This is a genomic window from Bacteroidota bacterium (genome assembly GCA_026391695.1).
Taxonomy (GTDB): domain Bacteria; phylum Bacteroidota; class Bacteroidia; order Bacteroidales; family JAGONC01; genus JAPLDP01.
In genome coordinates this window covers 1-17358 of sequence record JAPLDP010000076.1, presented here as the reverse complement: position 1 = coordinate 17358, position 17358 = coordinate 1, and the positions used below count along the sequence as shown (strand labels likewise).

Genomic DNA, 17358 nt, shown 5'->3' with positions numbered 1-17358 from the left:
ATCTTCATTATTGTCAGGTAAAAGGGATGACAACTTTTACACAGTGACATCCCATTTTCAATTATTTAGACCTGATATAAATTGTTATTCCATTAACACCGACTCCAAAACATTTTTTATTTTTACCCGGTCTTAAAAAAGATGTAAACCATGCGTATTACAAGGATTCGGACAAATCCGGGAGTAAAAAATCAGGGTCCTGTCGACCTGTCATTGCTTGATCCTTTAATTAAAAAATACAGGGACAAAAAAGGCAATCTCATACCCTTATTACAAGGCACACAGGATATATTCGGATATATACCCCGTGAAGCATTTGAAAAGATATCGGACGACACCGGTATCAATCTGAGCGATATGTATGGGGTGGCCACATTCTATGCCCAGTTCAGGCTTAATCCTGTAGGGCGGCATATCATCAAGGTGTGTCATGGTACCGCCTGTCATGTACAGAATGCCAACTCCATTTCGGACTCTATCAAGGAATCCTTGAATATCACTGAAGGTGAAACAACCGATGATGGGCTGTTCACCCTGGAATCCGTCGCCTGCCTGGGCTGTTGCTCCCTCGCCCCGGTGATGATGATTGGAGATGAAACCTCTGGCAAGCTTACCGGAAAGGAAGCCATTAAGATCATCAAAAATATCAAGATCAGGGAGAATATTTAAAATGCCCTGATTGCCTCGTTTCAGAGTTAATCGCAGAAATATGGAAAAAACAAAAGTCATTGTTGGTTTGGGAAGTTGCGGTATTGCAGCCGGAGCGGTGAAGACCTATGAAAAGATCAAAGCCTTGCAGAAAGCCGACAACCTCGACTTCGAACTCAAAAAAACCAGCTGTATTGGCATGTGTTACAGGGAACCTCTGGTAGAAGTTATCGACGACACAGGTTCGTACCTTTATGGTGAAATCGATGAAGGAAAGGTCATCGAAGTCATCGAAAGACATGTCGTTGAGAAGAATCCTATCAGGGAATATATTGTTCATAGCGATCTGTTTGACACAAAAGACAAGGAGTTCATCGACAACCAGGTGAAGATCGTTCTGCGCAATTGCGGCTATATTGATCCTGAGAGCATAGAAGAATATGAAGCCCGCAACGGGTATAGAGCTCTAAAGCGCATTGCCGGTCAGCGCATACCGCGTCTGGACATTATCCAGTCGATCATTGATTCCGGTTTACGCGGACGCGGTGGTGCAGGATTCCCCACAGGCCTCAAATGGAAACTGGCCAATGACAACAAAGCGCCGGAGAAATACATCATTTGCAATGCCGATGAAGGCGACCCGGGTGCTTTCATGGACCGTTCAGTGCTGGAAGGCGATCCGCACTCAGTCATCGAAGGCATGATCATTGCCGCCTATGCCATCGAAGCCACAGAAGGTGTGATCTATTGCCGGGCTGAATATCCCCTGGCCATCAAACGATTGAACATAGCCCTTCAGCAGGCCAGAGTAAAAGGCTATCTCGGTAAAAACATCCTCGGTATGGATGGTTTTCACTTCGATATTTTTATAAAAGAGGGTGCCGGTGCTTTTGTCTGCGGTGAGGAAACCGCTCTCATTGCCTCCGTGGAAGGTGAACGCGGCATGCCACGCAAGAAACCCCCCTTCCCTGCTACATCCGGGCTGTGGAAAAGACCTACCAATATTAACAACGTAGAGACCTATGCCAATATCCCATGGATCATCCAGAATGGCGCTCCGGCCTATGCCAAATATGGCACTGCCAAAAGCAAAGGCACCAAGGTTTTTGCACTGGCAGGCAAGATAAAACGTTCCGGGCTTGTGGAAGTGCCCATGGGCATTACTATCAATGATATTATCTTTAAACTTGGCGGCGGCATACGTGAAGATAAACGTTTCAAAGCTGTCCAGCTTGGCGGTCCCTCGGGGGGCTGTATCCCGGCCTACCTCGGCGAGACCCTCGTCGACTATGACTCACTGAATGCCACAGGTGCCATCATGGGTTCAGGCGGCATGGTGGTGATGGATGAGAATACCTGCATGGTGGATATTGCCCGGTTCTTCCTCGACTTCACACAGAAGGAATCCTGCGGCAAATGCACCTTCTGCCGGGTTGGAACAAAACGTATGCTGGAAATGCTCGAACGCATCACTTCAGGGAAAGGACAAGAAGGCGATATTGAACGTCTTATCGACCTGTCGTATCAGATCAAAGACAGCTCACTGTGCGGACTGGGGCAAACTGCCCTCAATCCTGTGCTGACCACCATCAAATATTTCAGGGATGAATATGAGGCACACATCCGTGATAAAAAATGTCCTGCCAAAGTCTGTAAGCAACTGCTGACCTACGAGGTCATTCCTGATAATTGCACCGGTTGCACCGTATGCGCTAAAAACTGTCCTGTCGAAGCCATCACCGGCGAACGGAAACAGATTCATTTTATCCGCCAGGATATCTGCATAAAATGCGGTGTATGCTTCACCAAGTGTAAGTTTGATGCGATTAAAGTATCATAGCTTTTGATCAATAAATCATTGTAAAAAGATGAGAGAAGATCTGAATATTATTCTGAATGGTAAAATAGTCAATGGCAGGGAGGGAGAGAGCATTCTGGAGCTGGCGAGCCGGCTCGGTATAGATATCCCCACACTGTGTCATGATCCGCGATTGGAACCATTCTCCTCATGTTTCCTCTGTGTCGTGGAAGTGGAAGGATACAGAAGCCTGCAGCCTGCCTGCTCGACGAAGATCATCGAGGGGATGAAAATCGTGACCCATAACGAGAAGATATATAAAGCCAGGAAAACAGCACTGGAGCTGCTTCTGAGCAACCATTATGCCGACTGCATTGGGCCCTGCAAGGATACCTGCCCGGCAGGTGTCGATGTTCAGGGGTATATCTCTTACATTGAAAAAGGCATGTATCATGAAGCAGTAGCGCTCATCAAGGAGACCAATCCATTGCCTGCCATCTGCGGACGTGTGTGCGTGCGTCCCTGCGAGGTAGCCTGCCGCAGAAACCTCCTCAGCGAAGGAGCACCCGTTGGTATCGACTATCTGAAACGGTTTGCATCCGACTATGACCTGGCTTCACCACAAACATGGAAACCGGCGGTGAAAGCTAAGACAGGTAAAAAAGTGGCTATCATTGGTGCCGGCCCTGCCGGACTTTCAGCAGGCTTCTTCCTGCAAAAGGAAGGTCACCAGGTCGATATCTATGAATCCAGCCCAAAGGCCGGCGGCTGGCTGCTCTATGGTATACCGGAGTACCGCCTGCCCAATGATATCATTGATCTGGAAGTGAAAAATATTACCGATCTTGGAGTCAATATCTTCTATAATAAACGGTTTGGGCGAAATGTTCATTATAACGACCTGAAGAAAAAATACCATGCTGTTATCCTTGCTATCGGCTCACAAAAAGGGACATCCATAGGTTGTGAAGGCGATGATGCAGTGAATGTATTCTCCGGAATTGAATTCCTGAAAAATATGGAAATCACTGGAAAACGTTATGACTTCACAGGTAAGCGTGTTGCTGTCATTGGCGGTGGCAACACGGCCATGGATTGCTGCCGTACAGCACGGCGTTGCGGTGCCAAAGAAGTTTATGTCATATACCGCCGTACCGAAAAGGAAATGCCAGCCAACCCCATTGAGATCCATGAGTCAAAACTCGAAGGTGTGCAGTACATGCTTCTGACCAACCCGACCCGCATCAACAAGGATGCTGAAGGTAAAGTGAAGTCGGTCACCTGCCTGAAGATGAAGTTAGGCGAACCTGACTCCAGCGGCCGACGCCGGCCTGTTCCTGTTGAAGGGTCAGAATTTGAAATCGCTGTCGATTTTGTGCTGGCAGCTATCGGGCAAAAGACAGAGATCAATTTCCTCGACGACATAAATAAAGGCAGTAAAGAAGATGAACTCAAACCAAACCGCTGGGGTGATATTGATGCCGATGCAGGAACACTGCAAACAGGCATCCCTTCGGTTTTTGCTGCCGGTGATGGAGTGACCGGACCTGCCACTCTTATACAAGCTATCAGCCAGGGTAAAAAAGCCTCATACAGCTGCCACCAATACCTGATGGGATGGCAGGTGGAACCTATGAAAAAAGAGTTCCTCAGTAAAAAAGATAACTTCAGAAACCAGGATACTGAAGATTATAAAGCGTTGTTTGCTACACAGCTAAGGGAGGAAATGCCTACCCTTGCGCCTGAGGATCGTTTCAATTTCCAGGAGGTGGAACTGGGCTATGCCAGCGAAGCTGTGGCATACCATGAATCGCAGCGCTGCCTGGAGTGCGGCTGCATCGAATATTATACCTGTGACCTCAAACGGCACTCCACGGAGTATGACGCCGACCAGATGGCATTAAAAGGCGATTTCAAGGAATTTCCTATTGACTTCCGCCATCCCTATATTGAGATTGATAATAATAAATGCATTCTCTGCTCGCGTTGTATCAGGATATGCCGCGAGGTTGTAGGCGCCGATGCTCTCGGCCTGGTCAACAGGGGTTTTGAAACCTATGTGGCACCCAGCATGGGCGACCGCCTGCAGGATACCACCTGTGAGTCATGCGGATTGTGCATATCCACATGTCCTACCGGCGCTCTGACCGAAAATGTGCCATTCAAACCCGGACCTGTGCGGCTTGAACCAGTCGAAACTATCTGCAATTATTGCTCGGTTGGATGTACCATCACACTGAATCACAAGAACGGTTTTGTCATGCGTGTAATCGGCACCGACGGAATGATCAATACGGATGGCAACCTGTGCAAATACCCGAAATTCGGATATCATTACCTGAATGACAAGAGCCGCATCACCAAGCCACTGGTCAAAGTCAACGGCAGGTTCGAGGAGACGACCTACGACAAGGCTTTTGAGATGATCTACGACAAGATCAGAAGGGTCAAATCCGACGAAAACCTGTTCCTTGCCGGCGCACGGCTCACCAACGAGGAGATGTACCTCATCCAGAAACTGGCCAGAGCCGGGGTGAAAACTAATAACGTCACAAGCTTCCATTACCTCAACCGTGGCAATGGGTATATCCATATCTCCGAAATGAACGTGCCCTTCGACCAGATAGAAGGAGCCGGCAAAATATACCTCATTGGCTCCGAAATCAACATGGATAATGCCGTTGCCGGATTCATGGTCAACAATGCACAAATAAAAAACAAGATACCGGTGGAACTGGTGACGACTCACAGGAATAGCCTGATGAAACATAAGGTCGACAGCTATCTCGATATTAAATCGTACTATCATTTTATCAAGGCAGTGAACTACTATCTGGTCGCCAACGGCTTTGAAAATCAGCTTTTTATAAATGAAAACTGCAAGGATTTCGAAGAATACAGGGAGAATCTGCTTAAGGAGAACTTTGTGGATCTCATGCATAAGTCGGGCGTCAACATCATGGATAAAATCGTTGAGTTCGCCAAGGAGATCAACAGGGAGATGAATGCTGTCATCATTTTTTCGGAAAAAGAATTATGTGCAAATGCATGTCTTGAGATTCACAACCTTGCCCTGCTCACTGGCAAGATGGGAAAGAGATCGAATGGTATCATTGCACTGAAGGAAAAGAACAATTCACAGGGATTATTCGACATGGGCATATTTCCTTCGCTGGGTGTGGGAGGGCAGCCTATCGGGGATAAACTATACCAGAAAAAGCTTAAGAAAAAGTGGCATATTGAAGAGATGCCTGTGAAAGTGGATACGAACATTCACTTGTTACTGGAGGAGGGCAAAGTCCGGAACCTGTTTATTTTCGGCGAAGATCCGCTGGGATGTGCAAAGAATAAAGTGAAAGTAGCGGGCTGGCTGTCGGTGGCCGATTTTGTGGTAGTGCAGGATATGTTTATGACCGACACTGCGATGCAAGCTGATCTGGTACTTCCGTCCTCCCTACCTTTTGAGTCGGGTGGCACATTTGCCAATACACAGAAAGTTATACAGACCATCGAGCCTGTATTCAATCCAAAGACCGCAAAAACCAGCGTGCAACAACTGCTCGACATGCTTGCGGGTTTTGAACTGAAGGGCCCCGAAACCACCGGCGATGTCCTGTTGGAAGCTATATCACTCCTGCCTGAGAAAAAAGAGAATCAAAAACTGGCCTTTGTCTTCACACAGGATTCCAACTGCAACCGGTTCTTTGACTATGGTTGCGATGTGATCAACAAGCGATTTGAAGAGGAATTTGCTGAGGCTATACAGACTGGGGATTCCGCCGGAGCCCATGGTTCATGATATTGATATCAGGCATATCTGCGGCTCCGGAGGAGCCACCCATCTGTAGAAACCCTCAATATTGGTAACCAAATAGCTCCGGAGGAGCGTCCCGTCTGTGACCTATTTGAGAATTAGAAATTTCTTATTGATAATATCGCCATTTCCGGTAAAACATTGCACAAAATAAATTCCTTGCGAAAATCCAATGGTATTGATGCTGACCATGCTCCCGGATACAGGGATTTCTTCACAAACATTTTGTCCAAAAGAGTTCAGGATCTTGATCCTCTTAATATTTACATCAGAATAGATGTGCAGTTCATCTATTGCCGGATTAGGGTAAAGTGTCAGTCCCTTACTATCCTGCATATCAGGCAATGATGTTATCATTTGTAATTCAATATCCAGGAATGTCATTCCAAAAATATTAACACTATCTATGGTTTTTGTAAGATATCCATCGGCTGCTGCAGTAACATCATACACTCCTTCCTCAACATCAGCAGAATATAATCCATAGATGTCGGCATGCACAGGATCATACCCTTCCACAGTAACTATAGCATCATCAATGAAAGAACCTGCCGTGTCAGTAACGCGACCGCTTAATGTGGCCATTCTTTTTGTAAGGATTTCAATATTGTCGATATGCCAAGTAACGGATGAACACTGGCCAATACCTTTTGCGACAAATCTCACTTTCATCAGAGGACCCTGGATCATGTCGGATACTTCGAATCGGAAGTGTGTCCAATCGGCCGGATTATAACTCGTGTATTCTATAAGTTGTGACCAGTAGAGTCCATTCCAGATATCCACTGTGAGAATTTCGGGATCAAGATAGAATGCATCACTGATTTTTAAATCATAAGAAACGATTACGCTGTCCATACCAATCCCAGTATAAACAATTGGGCTGATAAGGGCATTTGCATAGTTTGAAGCATTGGATTCGCAAGTGAATGTTGCTGAAGGAGGCGGACTACCTGAATCGGAGGAGATATCCCAGTATGCCTGTTCCAATCCGAAAGTCCAGTGCTGATACTCAAACGTACCCGCTTGCCAGGTTTCGGTAAATGGGACGAAGCTTACTTCTTCATTGAATAATTCGAAATTCTTTTCCGTCATTAAACCATATTTGATACTGATGCCCGTTTCAGATACCTGATCGTAATTCACAGCAGTAACTGTTATCTCATAAATCCCAACAGGTAAATCATAAATATGGTAGGATCCGTTTGCATCAGAGGTATCATTGATATTTCCAGGGAATAAAGATATCACAGCATTTTCTATTGGCGATCTGGAAATGGCATCTGTTATGCAGCCTGAAAGATGCCCTTTTCCATAGAATGTAATTGTTGCCGGACCAGTCCGGAATGATTCCATCGTATCATATACAGCCGAAACATAATAATCATAGGTTTTAGGGACGATTATCGTATCTATATATGAAGTTTCGGTTGCCGGGAGATAATATATCTTTTTATTATTTCTCCAGAGATTATATCCTGTAAGTTCAGACCGTGGGGAAGAATTTGAACCAATACCTTGTTGTTGTGGTTCACTACTCCAATTGAGTAATGCTCTTTTCTCATCAAGTGGCTGGGCGATAATGGTATCAGGAGGAAATAAATTTTCACCTGCCACGATGGTATAAGGGGTATCCAATAAGCAACTTTCAGTCGTCGAACCGTAGGCGGCTGTCACATTATATTGATATACACCACCCGGTGAAATAGTTTGAGTAAAAATTGTATCAGGATAAACGTCATTATTCAAACGTTCACCATTTCTATAAATAAAATATCCAGTACAATCATCACGTTTCCCCCCTTCACTTTCGATGTATTTGTTTGTATCTGAAACCGTTCCATCAGATTGAATTTCTTCGGGCGGAGACCAGGTGAGCGTGATATTCATGCCATTCACAGAGCCTTCAAAATTCCCTGGAGGATTATAATAATCGCATGGAATATATACAAAGGTGTAATAGAAAATTTCGTGTAATGGCTCTCCATTCCAGAATCCAAATACATATACCTGACCTGGTATTATTTGAGTCATGGTGTCCAAACTTATGCATCCTTCAGATTGTACCTCCACCCAATCACTTCCGTTAATTCCAAAAAACCAAGTCCTCGGAGAATGTGGAGAAGAGATGCTTGTATCAGTTGCCAATATCTTTATATCATCGATACAAACACCCATTCCGCCAGGATTTACCAGGCCGGTAAAACCTATCGAATAGAATTCGGAAGGTTCATGGAGATATATGACTTCTTTTTCCCACTCCGGTTGGTTTTGAGAGTATGTTTCGAGGGGATGCCATGCATCATCTTCATATTTTTTATAATAAACTTTGAGTTTATCCTGAACTGAATCACCGGCTTGTGCATGCTGGAATTGCAAATGTGGCCGGACGAGCCCACTAACATCCAACTCCGGGACAACAAGCGTTGTAATAGCAGAATTATCGATAAATGAAGCATTGAATTCCCTTGAAGAAGCATGATCAGGAACACCTGAAGGGCTTCCTTTACCGACTGTCCAGGCGATTGTACTGTCAACATATTCTTGTCGCCATCCGTAAGGAATTACACAAGATTCGAAATCTTCAGCATAAATACAATACTGATCTGCAAAAGTATACCAGCATATTTTTAATTCCTGACAATTAATATAATAAATATCAGGAAAAGACATTGGTTCATTTATTATATATACATCGCGAAATACATTATCATAAACTTGAATTGACGATTCCTCATATATATAATAATATTTTACTACCGTTAAATCATATATACCCGGAACTATATCCGATATTGTTACCATACCCGACCAAGGTGAAATCGCTTCATACTTATGCTGTGGATCATTATCCTGATTGACCAGGTTAACTAAAGCTCCATGTGCACTTTCTCCGTTACTTATAACGATATTTATAGTCATTGTAAATCCGTTCCTGACCAGATTCGAAAATGCAGGTTCAGAGGCATTATAACTATATGATGCTATCACGGCATATCTGTATAAACCGGTATCTATTGCCGTCCAGCCGGTGTCAACTAAAAAATTCTCCAATACCAAATCATCAACAATCGTCCAATTTTCAGGATTTGCTTCATCTCCTTTTAGGAGTCGAAAAACTTCATAATGGCTCAGAGCTCTGTTACCTTTGGATTCCAGGCCTGATTTTTGGATTTCCCCAGTGTTCGTTTTATCCGAATCGCTATAAATATATGACCTTATCATAAAATCATTATATCCGGCTTCTGTCCATTCTTCGCCTCCAGATACATTTTTCGAATAACTCCTGTATATCGGGTTAGTGGTATCAACAGCAATGGGTGCGCAATCAGGGAAATCGCCTCCCTGTATCATTACGATATAAAAGTAACCATCGTTGACTATGACATTACTATTCGAGAAATCAACAAATACCCAACCATAACCATATGGTTCCGCTTCAGTAATGGCCAGCTCACTGCCAGGCATATTATCAGTGCCATCATCATCATATATGGCCACATGAAAAGGAGTAAGGGTGTTTCCCTGGGGCCAGGTGCCGTCATAAATATTTATCTCTGCTCCAAAGACATTAGCCGGGTATCCTGCAGGTGTGAATTTCACAGCATTCATGTTGCCTCCCTGCGGCCAAGCGGTGACTTCATCAGCTATTCCGTCATCATAGGCGATCGTGTAGAAATCATTGAAATTGTACCATGATATGTGACACAGATCATCTAAGTTATTAATTTGAGCATGAACGTTTAATACGGGATATGGAAATTCTAAAAGCTGGGCATCGCATACCAAATACTGACCGCCTTGAATTTCAATAATATCGGAAACAGTAGCGTAACCATCAGCCGAAAAGATAAGGGTATAAAAACCAGCAGGAGCCCCTATTGAATAATGACCATAGGCTCCGGTCACGCCCGTGTACGTATAACACTCATTAGTAAGAGTAACAGTGGCACCAATAATAGGAAAATTATAACCATAAGCAGTAACTTTTCCTGATACCCAGCCAACAGTATCAGGTATCATTTCAGATGGCTGCAAATTTATTTGTCCAGGGAATGCGATTTCTTGCCTGATGCCGGTTATATGGTTTGTCGCTATGGCAGGTTTTATCGGAGTTTCAGTAAACCAGACAAAGCTGATCATTGTCAGTGAAATCAGCGATATCAATAAATTTATTAAAATTTTGTTAAAGATTTTCATTGGATAAGTATAGAAGTTTGATCGATAGGTTGACGGCATTAAAGATACGATAAAATAGTCAGGAAAGCAAATCAATATCTCTATCATGATATTAGTGACAGCGATGCGGTAGGTCTTCATCAGCCCCGACGAAGCGGTTTTCACAATTCAGACTATTATGACCTCACCAAAAAACATTATAATTTATTAATTTCTATGAATTTCCAGCTTTGAAAAATGGCAACAGACTGATAAGGGTGTCAGGAAATGGGTATGGTCTGTCATTTCCTTTCTTTAGTCGTCAAAAGGCAGCAAATTCAACTGACGTTCCAAGGCAAAATACTGGCGGGCGCTTCGGAGCACTTTCCTTCCTGCCTTGAGTGAATGATGGTTGAAGGTACAAAGTTTCTGATTCGGCAGTCCCGCCCGCCTTCATTTAGCCTTTATCACCGGCTGGTTTTCTTTTATGTCAGGCAAGATTCACTTTTTGGTCGAGTAATTCAATGTTAAAGTTGATTTTAGCATTTAAAGCTTTAAAAACTTTGATAATCGTCTCAAACCTTGCATCTGTCAGACTGTTTTCGAGCTTTGATATTTGTGCCTTTTTTACACCCACGAGTTGCCCAAGTTCTTCTTGTGTCAGTTTTCTTTCTTTTCTTGCTTGTTTTATGGCTTCTCCAATCAAGTCAAGACGTAACTCGTAATCAAATGCTTCTCGTTTTGGCGTCCCAGGTTTTCCGATATACTTATCAGTAATCTCGTCCAGGCTGTATATTTTTAATTTTTGAGCTTTCATTTTTCCGGAGTTTTTTGTTCAAAATATAGTTTCCTTAACTGCTCTGCTTTTATGAGGTCACTTTGTGTAATTTTATCAGTCTTTTTGATACGTCCATGAGTTGATATAACAACAGTGTCTGTCTTCTCAGTTTTGTCCCAAAATGCAAATAGTCGGTAATGAGTTTTATTGAACAAAGTCCTGAACTCCTATATTTCACCTTTCAGTTTTTTGAATAACTCCTTATCATTGGAAATCCTTGCCTTGTAGATGTTATAGATTACTTTATCTCTTGTCTTTTCGTCAAGACTGTCAAGAAACGTTACTGCTTCCGCTAAAAACCGAACCTGAAATCTTGCTGTCACTCGTTAAAGGTTTCTGCAAAGATAGATGTTTCTTTATTAGGAAACAAATCTTATTTTGAGGCTCTTTTAAAACTTGCCGATAACTATTTACTACCAGTAATATTACGAATTATCTCTATAAAATCCTAATATAAATAAAAGCAACGAATTCTTTAAGGTGTAGCCCGTGAAATGGATAAATCCGCACGTAAATTAGTACCGGCTTTTTTATGAAAACCACAAGCAACTTGCCGGCAAGTTACCTCTGTTTTTTGATGTTATTTTGACTCTTTTTAGGTGATATTGGTAGAACGCATGTATGCCATCTTTTCGAAAGATATCATCCGTATTTTTCTGAATCCAAAGAAACCAGGTGAGGCGCTGATAAAACCCATAGCTTTGAAAAATGATAGCAGACTGACAGAGGTGTCTATAGATGGTATGGTCTGTAATCTCCTTTCTTTAGTTGTCAAAAGGCAGCAATTTCATCTGACGGCCGGTGCTAAGCGCCGTGAGGGATTTCAATCGACTTACATGTCGCCAGACGGGGAAGTTTGCGAAAGTCATGCCCTGGGAGGCCGGGAGTTTGAACTGCATGGCGCTTAAGTCCATGTAGCAAAAGTATGCAATTTAGTATTCCTTTAATAATGCCTCATACGGAATATTTAATTCCTTATGAAGCTTTCTGATCATGTTTAAACTTAATTTTCTCTTTTTTGAAAATATTTCTGATACCCGGCTTTTATATCCAATAATTGAGGCAATATCCATTTTTTTAAGCCCCTGCTGTTTCATTCTAAATTTTATAGCCTCTATCGGATCGGGGGGATCAATTGGAAAGTTCTCATCCTCATATTTTTCGATTAAATACGACAATAATTCTGCTTCCTCTCCCTCAGGAGTATCCGCCAGGGCATCAAAAAGTTCTTCAAATCTTTTTATAGCTAACTTATAATCCTCTTCGTTTTTTAATAATCTTATTTCCATTATAATGTTTTATTTAAAAATTATTTGCATCTAATTTATCATATTCAGCATGGGTACCAATGAATCGGATAAATACCCAACCTCTTAAAAAATTAATTTTAACGATCAATCTGTATGAATTGCCTTTAATTCTGAATATAATCACATTATTTTTCACTACACTAACAGTTGGATAGCGCTTTTTAATATAATTTGATGTTTCCCATTTATTTTTCGATACTTCAGCATACCATGCCTTAAGGCTTTGTTCGGCATCAGGATGCTTTAGCCAAAATTCAACTAAAGTTTTACGCACAAAAACTCTCATCCCGAAATTTTGATACAAAAATAATATAAAATTACCAATATGGTAACTTGAGGTAAAAAAAATTTAAATTGTTACCGGCTTTTTATGAAATACAGAGACACCTTGCCGGTAAGTTGCCTGTGTCTTTTGATGTTTTTTGACTCCTTTTGGGTGATATTAGTAGAAAGCACGGGGGGGTGACTAATAAATTAAAATGTTTTGGATTTCCCCCTTTGTGTTCCTTGTGCATACTTCGTGATCCTTTGTGGCTCAATAACTTAAGATGTAACCACAAAGGCGACAAAGGATTTCACAAAGGCTCACCAAGACATTTTAGTCACCCCCTAGTATTTTTCTGAATCCAAAGAAAACAGGTGAAGCGCTGATGAAATCCTTAGCTTTAAAAATGGCAGCAGAGTAATAAGGGTGTTCGGAAATTGGTATGGCCGGTCAACTCATACCTTTAATTGTTAAAAGGCAGCAAATTCATCTAATGTTCTGCCGCTTTGCGACGGGCGGGATCGAATTGGTAGTTTGTTTCCTTTCCAGTTGAGATATTTTACTTGTAATCTGTATATTAACCAACTTTTCTCGCCTAATCACATTGCGGCCTGTTATGCCTCGAAAATATCTTTACTTATCTCCAGGCAACCGACTTCGTGATAATCGGGATTCTCAATGAATTCACGGATAAGGCTTTGATGCTCTTGTAAAATTCTTATCAAATTATCTGTTGATGTATTTCCAAATCTTAACCAGATTACTTTTGGTGGAATTCCTGATATGAGGGTTAGATCGTAAAAATCAGAATCGAAGGTTACAATTGTATAGCCTTCTTTTTTAGCATATTCCCAGATATTATGATCCGTCGCATTCTCAAGATATAGCTCACAGACTTGCTTTGCATTGGGAAAAATTTCAATTAATCCCTTAACCGCTCTGAAAGAGATATTCTGGTCGAAAAGGAGTTTCATTAGGCCACACGTAGTTTATGTTCTTTATCGGCTGCAAATGCAAGACACGCTTTTATGTCTTCTTCTTTTAATTCCGGATAATCCTTGACAATTTGTTCATGGGACATTCCGGATGCCAGCCAGTTAAGGACGTCATAAACAGCAATGCGCGTTCCTTTGACGCAAGGCCTGCCAAACCTTATGTTTGGGTTTATTACTATTCTGTCTATGTATCGAATCATGTTAAAAAGTTTGATCAAATATACGAAAAATCGGAATACTTTACTAAATGGTTAATATTTTTGAGCCATCTTTTCGAAAGATGTCATCCGTGTTTTTCTGAATCCAAAGAAACCAGGTGAGGCGCTGATGAAACCCTTAGCTTTGAAAAGTGGCAGCAGACTGATAAGGGTGTCCGGAAATGGAATGATCTGTCATTTCCTTTTTTAGTTGTTAAATGGCAGCAATTTCATCTGACGGTCGAGACTAATAACTGGCGGAAATTTCGAAGTTCAATACTTCAAACAGCGCCATAGTTTATTGTTTGTAATTCTTTTCATATTAGCACTTTCCGTCCGCTTGCTTTTAGCCTTTGTTAGGGTTTTGTTGTTTCGAATCCCGGATAAGTTTAATTTTATACTAATTCAATGATGTCTTCATTTATTTCAACCCTAAACTTAAATTTTGCGTTTAAAGCATTCATTATTTCCAATATTGTTGAGATAGTCAGATTTCTTGTTCCTTTTTCGATTTTTGATATTTGGGATTTGTCTTTCCCTATTAGAATCCCCAACTCTTCCTGAGTAAGATTTCTGCTCTTTCTTAATTCTTTTATTTTATAAGCGATAATATCCAATTGCAATTCTTGCTCAAAAGCTGACCTAACAGGCGTTCCTCTCTCGCCTATATACTTATTTAACAATTTTTCGTGTGATGTAGTTTCCATTTTTATTGTTATTAAATCGATTTTTCAAAATACTTTTTTCTTATTTCTTCTGCCTTATGTACTTCCCTTAATGGTGTTTTCTTTGACTTCTTAATAATTCCATGTGAGCAAATAACATATGCTGCTTTAGTTTTATCCCAAAATGCAAAAAGTCTATAATAATTCTTTTCATAAATAGTGCAAAATTCCCATATTTCTCCAGACAGTTTCGTAAACAGACTCGCAGATTTCGTGTGTTTTGCAAGAGAAATATTGTACAAAATCTTTCTTCTGACTTTTTCATTTTGTAGCTCAATAAAATTCACTGCTTCCGGCAAATATTCAACTTCAAAATATCTTTTCATGTTTTTTATTATGACAGAACAAAAGTATAATAAATTGCATTATATTGCAACTTATTGGGTGTATTTTTTCAAATTATTGACAGAATGATACTTTTACTTGATTATTCAAACCTGAAAACAATAAACCCTAACCATTCGCAAACAGCAATAATACGTTTTATTTCAGAAAAATTCTAATTTAAATAAAACCAACGAATTATGTATGGTGTAGCCTTTTATGGATAGACCGGTACTTTAATGGGTACCGGCTTTTTCATGAAAAACAGAGGCACCTTGCCGGCAAGTTGTTTCTATTTATTGATGTTTTTGGCTCTTTTTGGTGGTATTTGTAGAAAGCACGGATGCCATCTTCTTGAAAGGGATCTTCCGTATTTTTCTGAATCCAAAGAAAATAGGTGAGGCTCTGATGAAACCTGGCTTTGAAAAATGACAGCAGACTGACAAGGGTGTCCGGAAATGGGTATGGCCGGTCATCTCCTTTCTTTAGTTGTCAAAAGGCCGCAATTTCATCTGATACCCCGCCGGCAGCCGTAGCTTTTTGAACTATCTTTTCCGTTTGTACAGTGCTGATTTTGTCAACAAACGGGCAGAATGGTGAACAGTAAGAATATCAATTCTATAAATATCCACAATCCGGTAAACTATCCGGTAACTACCTCTTATTAATTCCCTTATGTTTTTATTATTAAATTCGGGGACAATTCGACCAGCTTTTGGGTGGGATTCTAATAACCTGAATTATTCATAAAAAAATGGAAAAGTTTGTTATCTCATTGATAATCATTATCTTTGAGGTGTATAAACTTTTAAACAAACTTTTCCATGAGTAAAGATACAAAAAGCCCAAATACCCATCTTGTTTCTGATACAGGATTTTTTTCTTCTTCCCTTTTTGCCCTTTCATCGATTTGTAAAAAGCCAATAGAATTATGCTTTACTGCGGAGAAGATTTCTTCGGATGGAGGTTTACTTTTATTACGTGAAATAGAGGCCCAGAGCGGTTTATTACAAGCCATTACCAACTGTATTGAAGAAGACCGTCACCTAGGTTATATCAAACATTCGATAAACTCAATGTTAACACAACGGGTATTCCAAATCGCTGCAGGATACGAAGATGCCAATGATTGCAACACCTTGAGAGATGACATGATATTTAAAATATGCGCAGATGTGGCGCCGGAAAGCGGTAAGCATCTGTCCTCTCAGCCAACGATGAGCCGGTTTGAGAATTCCCTGTTTAATGATTATTATGGAGAATACTGTTATATGCCCTTACATATCTATGAAGGCTTGAGCGGAAAATTAATCACCACCATATTGAAACCAGGCCGCAGAAGTAAGACCGCAGATGTTTTTTCCATTTTACACCGGATTATTATCCATTTGCGTAAGGTGTGGAAAAACACGATGATCATTGTACGTGGAGATGGCCATTTCTGCAGCAAAGAACTGATGGTCTGGACAAGCACCCGTCAACGGGTTCATTTTCTTACCGGGCTTACAGGCAATAAATCCCTCAATAAACTGGCAAGAGTAACCATTGACTCGGCAGAGAAACAGTTTAAAAGTACCGGCAAACCGGTAAAACGGTATCATAGTTTTGACTATGCAGCAGACTCATGGAGTGAACCCCAACGCGTAATCGTGAAAGTGGAAGTGAGCGAAAAGGGAACCAATATCCGGTATGTGGTAACCGACATCCGTTGCATAAGAACCAAGGCCTTGTATGAACAGGGTTATTGTGCACGCGGGCAAATGGAATTGTATATCAAGGAAAGCAAAACCTACCTGGAATCCGACCGTATGTCGTGCAGCCGTTTTGAAGCCAATCAGTTCCGGTTGTTTATGCATTCAGCTGCCTACGTCCTGTTACACGCCCTGCGCAGTGAAACCCTGCGGACAACTGAGTATGCTACCGCTACAATGAAGACCATCCGGTTGCGCCTGATCAAGATTGCCGCCTATGTAAAGGAAATGAAAACCCGGATTAAAATTGAGTTCCCAAAACAATTTCCGGATATGGAAGTGGTTGCAAATTGCCTGGGTATCTTCAGCGTGTTACGATGTTAGCACATTGTTGAAAACCACGGGAAATACCAGACAAATCATCAGATTTACAGAATAACCTCCAGTAACCACTCAACGGACGCGAAGAACATTGTCAATAACCCAAAAAAAATGTTAGTAACGGCGATTTTTTAAAAAATCTCACCTGAACAATGAATTTTGTCAAAACAAAAACTGCATCAATATCTTACAAATTATCCCAGCTTGCCTAATT

Annotated in this window: 13 protein-coding genes and 2 pseudogenes; 5 read left to right on the top strand and 10 right to left on the bottom strand. The window is 41.4% G+C overall.

Annotated features, from left to right (window positions below; all coding sequences use genetic code 11):
* Positions 1-150 precede the first annotated feature (150 nt).
* Genes nuoE through NT175_10825 form a run of 3 tightly spaced genes read left to right on the top strand, consistent with a single transcriptional unit; the run spans position 151 to position 6245 of the window.
* Positions 151-669 (top strand): NADH-quinone oxidoreductase subunit NuoE, encoded by a 519-nt coding sequence (gene nuoE, locus NT175_10835; GenBank protein ID MCX6235192.1) that lies wholly within the window; start codon positions 151-153, stop codon positions 667-669.
* Between the two features lie 40 nt (positions 670-709).
* The gene (locus NT175_10830) at positions 710-2488 is read left to right on the top strand and encodes an NADH-quinone oxidoreductase subunit NuoF (GenBank protein ID MCX6235191.1); all 1779 of its coding nucleotides are present in this window, start codon (positions 710-712) and stop codon (positions 2486-2488) included.
* Between the two features lie 28 nt (positions 2489-2516).
* A complete protein-coding gene (locus NT175_10825) occupies positions 2517-6245 on the top strand; it encodes an FAD-dependent oxidoreductase (protein ID MCX6235190.1) in 3729 nt (1242 codons plus the stop codon).
* A gap of 102 nt (positions 6246-6347) precedes the next feature.
* Here NT175_10825 and NT175_10820 read toward each other — a convergent pair whose 3' ends face one another.
* The 3 genes and pseudogenes from NT175_10820 to NT175_10810 all read right to left on the bottom strand — a co-directional run bounded on the left by NT175_10820 (position 6348) and on the right by NT175_10810 (position 11579).
* Positions 6348-10604: a carboxypeptidase regulatory-like domain-containing protein gene (locus tag NT175_10820; GenBank protein ID MCX6235189.1), complete on the bottom strand. Its 4257-nt coding sequence runs from the start codon at positions 10602-10604 to the stop codon at positions 6348-6350.
* A gap of 304 nt (positions 10605-10908) precedes the next feature.
* Positions 10909-11235 carry a helix-turn-helix transcriptional regulator gene (locus tag NT175_10815; GenBank protein MCX6235188.1) on the bottom strand — a complete coding sequence of 109 codons (327 nt, stop codon included), beginning with the start codon at positions 11233-11235 and terminating at the stop codon, positions 10909-10911.
* A pseudogene (locus NT175_10810) lies at positions 11232-11579 on the bottom strand (type II toxin-antitoxin system RelE/ParE family toxin). Before NT175_10810 ends, NT175_10815 begins: the two are co-directional and overlap by 4 nt.
* A gap of 294 nt (positions 11580-11873) precedes the next feature.
* Between NT175_10810 and NT175_10805 the strand changes: the two are divergent.
* The gene (locus NT175_10805) at positions 11874-12164 is read left to right on the top strand and encodes a hypothetical protein (GenBank protein ID MCX6235187.1); all 291 of its coding nucleotides are present in this window, start codon (positions 11874-11876) and stop codon (positions 12162-12164) included.
* A gap of 24 nt (positions 12165-12188) precedes the next feature.
* On the opposite strand, the gene NT175_10800 is transcribed toward NT175_10805, so the two are convergent.
* The 7 genes and pseudogenes from NT175_10800 to NT175_10770 all read right to left on the bottom strand — a co-directional run bounded on the left by NT175_10800 (position 12189) and on the right by NT175_10770 (position 15794).
* Complete coding sequence (locus tag NT175_10800) at positions 12189-12545, bottom strand: transcriptional regulator (GenBank protein MCX6235186.1); 357 nt, start codon at positions 12543-12545, stop codon at positions 12189-12191.
* Between the two features lie 13 nt (positions 12546-12558).
* Positions 12559-12852, bottom strand: coding sequence for a type II toxin-antitoxin system HigB family toxin (locus tag NT175_10795; GenBank protein MCX6235185.1), 294 nt, complete (start codon positions 12850-12852; stop codon positions 12559-12561).
* Between the two features lie 593 nt (positions 12853-13445).
* Positions 13446-13805 carry a DUF5615 family PIN-like protein gene (locus tag NT175_10790; protein ID MCX6235184.1) on the bottom strand — a complete coding sequence of 120 codons (360 nt, stop codon included), beginning with the start codon at positions 13803-13805 and terminating at the stop codon, positions 13446-13448.
* Complete coding sequence (locus NT175_10785; protein MCX6235183.1) at positions 13805-14026, bottom strand: DUF433 domain-containing protein; 222 nt, start codon at positions 14024-14026, stop codon at positions 13805-13807. The genes NT175_10790 and NT175_10785 overlap by 1 nt, the downstream gene beginning before the upstream one ends.
* A gap of 392 nt (positions 14027-14418) precedes the next feature.
* Entirely contained in the window at positions 14419-14730 is a 312-nt protein-coding gene (locus NT175_10780; protein ID MCX6235182.1) for a helix-turn-helix transcriptional regulator, read from the bottom strand.
* An 11-nt stretch (positions 14731-14741) separates the two neighbouring features.
* Positions 14742-15074 carry a type II toxin-antitoxin system RelE/ParE family toxin gene (locus NT175_10775; GenBank protein ID MCX6235181.1) on the bottom strand — a complete coding sequence of 111 codons (333 nt, stop codon included), beginning with the start codon at positions 15072-15074 and terminating at the stop codon, positions 14742-14744.
* 543 nt (positions 15075-15617) lie between these two features.
* Positions 15618-15794: pseudogene (locus NT175_10770) on the bottom strand (type II toxin-antitoxin system RelE/ParE family toxin).
* 102 nt (positions 15795-15896) lie between these two features.
* Here NT175_10770 and NT175_10765 point away from each other — a divergent pair.
* Complete coding sequence (locus NT175_10765; protein ID MCX6235180.1) at positions 15897-17147, top strand: IS1380 family transposase; 1251 nt, start codon at positions 15897-15899, stop codon at positions 17145-17147.
* Positions 17148-17358: the final 211 nt, after the last annotated feature.

Bases quoted from the DNA above. Each gene is read 5' to 3' on its own strand.
- nuoE (MCX6235192.1), top strand. From the start codon at position 151: ATGCGTATTACAAGGATTCGGACAAATCCGGGAGTAAAAAATCAGGGT.
- NT175_10830 (MCX6235191.1), top strand. From the start codon at position 710: ATGGAAAAAACAAAAGTCATTGTTGGTTTGGGAAGTTGCGGTATTGCA.
- NT175_10825 (MCX6235190.1), top strand. From the start codon at position 2,517: ATGAGAGAAGATCTGAATATTATTCTGAATGGTAAAATAGTCAATGGC.
- NT175_10815 (MCX6235188.1), bottom strand. From the start codon at position 11,235: ATGAAAGCTCAAAAATTAAAAATATACAGCCTGGACGAGATTACTGAT.
- NT175_10805 (MCX6235187.1), top strand. From the start codon at position 11,874: ATGTATGCCATCTTTTCGAAAGATATCATCCGTATTTTTCTGAATCCA.
- NT175_10800 (MCX6235186.1), bottom strand. From the start codon at position 12,545: ATGGAAATAAGATTATTAAAAAACGAAGAGGATTATAAGTTAGCTATA.
- NT175_10795 (MCX6235185.1), bottom strand. From the start codon at position 12,852: ATGAGAGTTTTTGTGCGTAAAACTTTAGTTGAATTTTGGCTAAAGCAT.
- NT175_10790 (MCX6235184.1), bottom strand. From the start codon at position 13,805: ATGAAACTCCTTTTCGACCAGAATATCTCTTTCAGAGCGGTTAAGGGA.
- NT175_10785 (MCX6235183.1), bottom strand. From the start codon at position 14,026: ATGATTCGATACATAGACAGAATAGTAATAAACCCAAACATAAGGTTT.
- NT175_10780 (MCX6235182.1), bottom strand. From the start codon at position 14,730: ATGGAAACTACATCACACGAAAAATTGTTAAATAAGTATATAGGCGAG.
- NT175_10775 (MCX6235181.1), bottom strand. From the start codon at position 15,074: ATGAAAAGATATTTTGAAGTTGAATATTTGCCGGAAGCAGTGAATTTT.
- NT175_10765 (MCX6235180.1), top strand. From the start codon at position 15,897: ATGAGTAAAGATACAAAAAGCCCAAATACCCATCTTGTTTCTGATACA.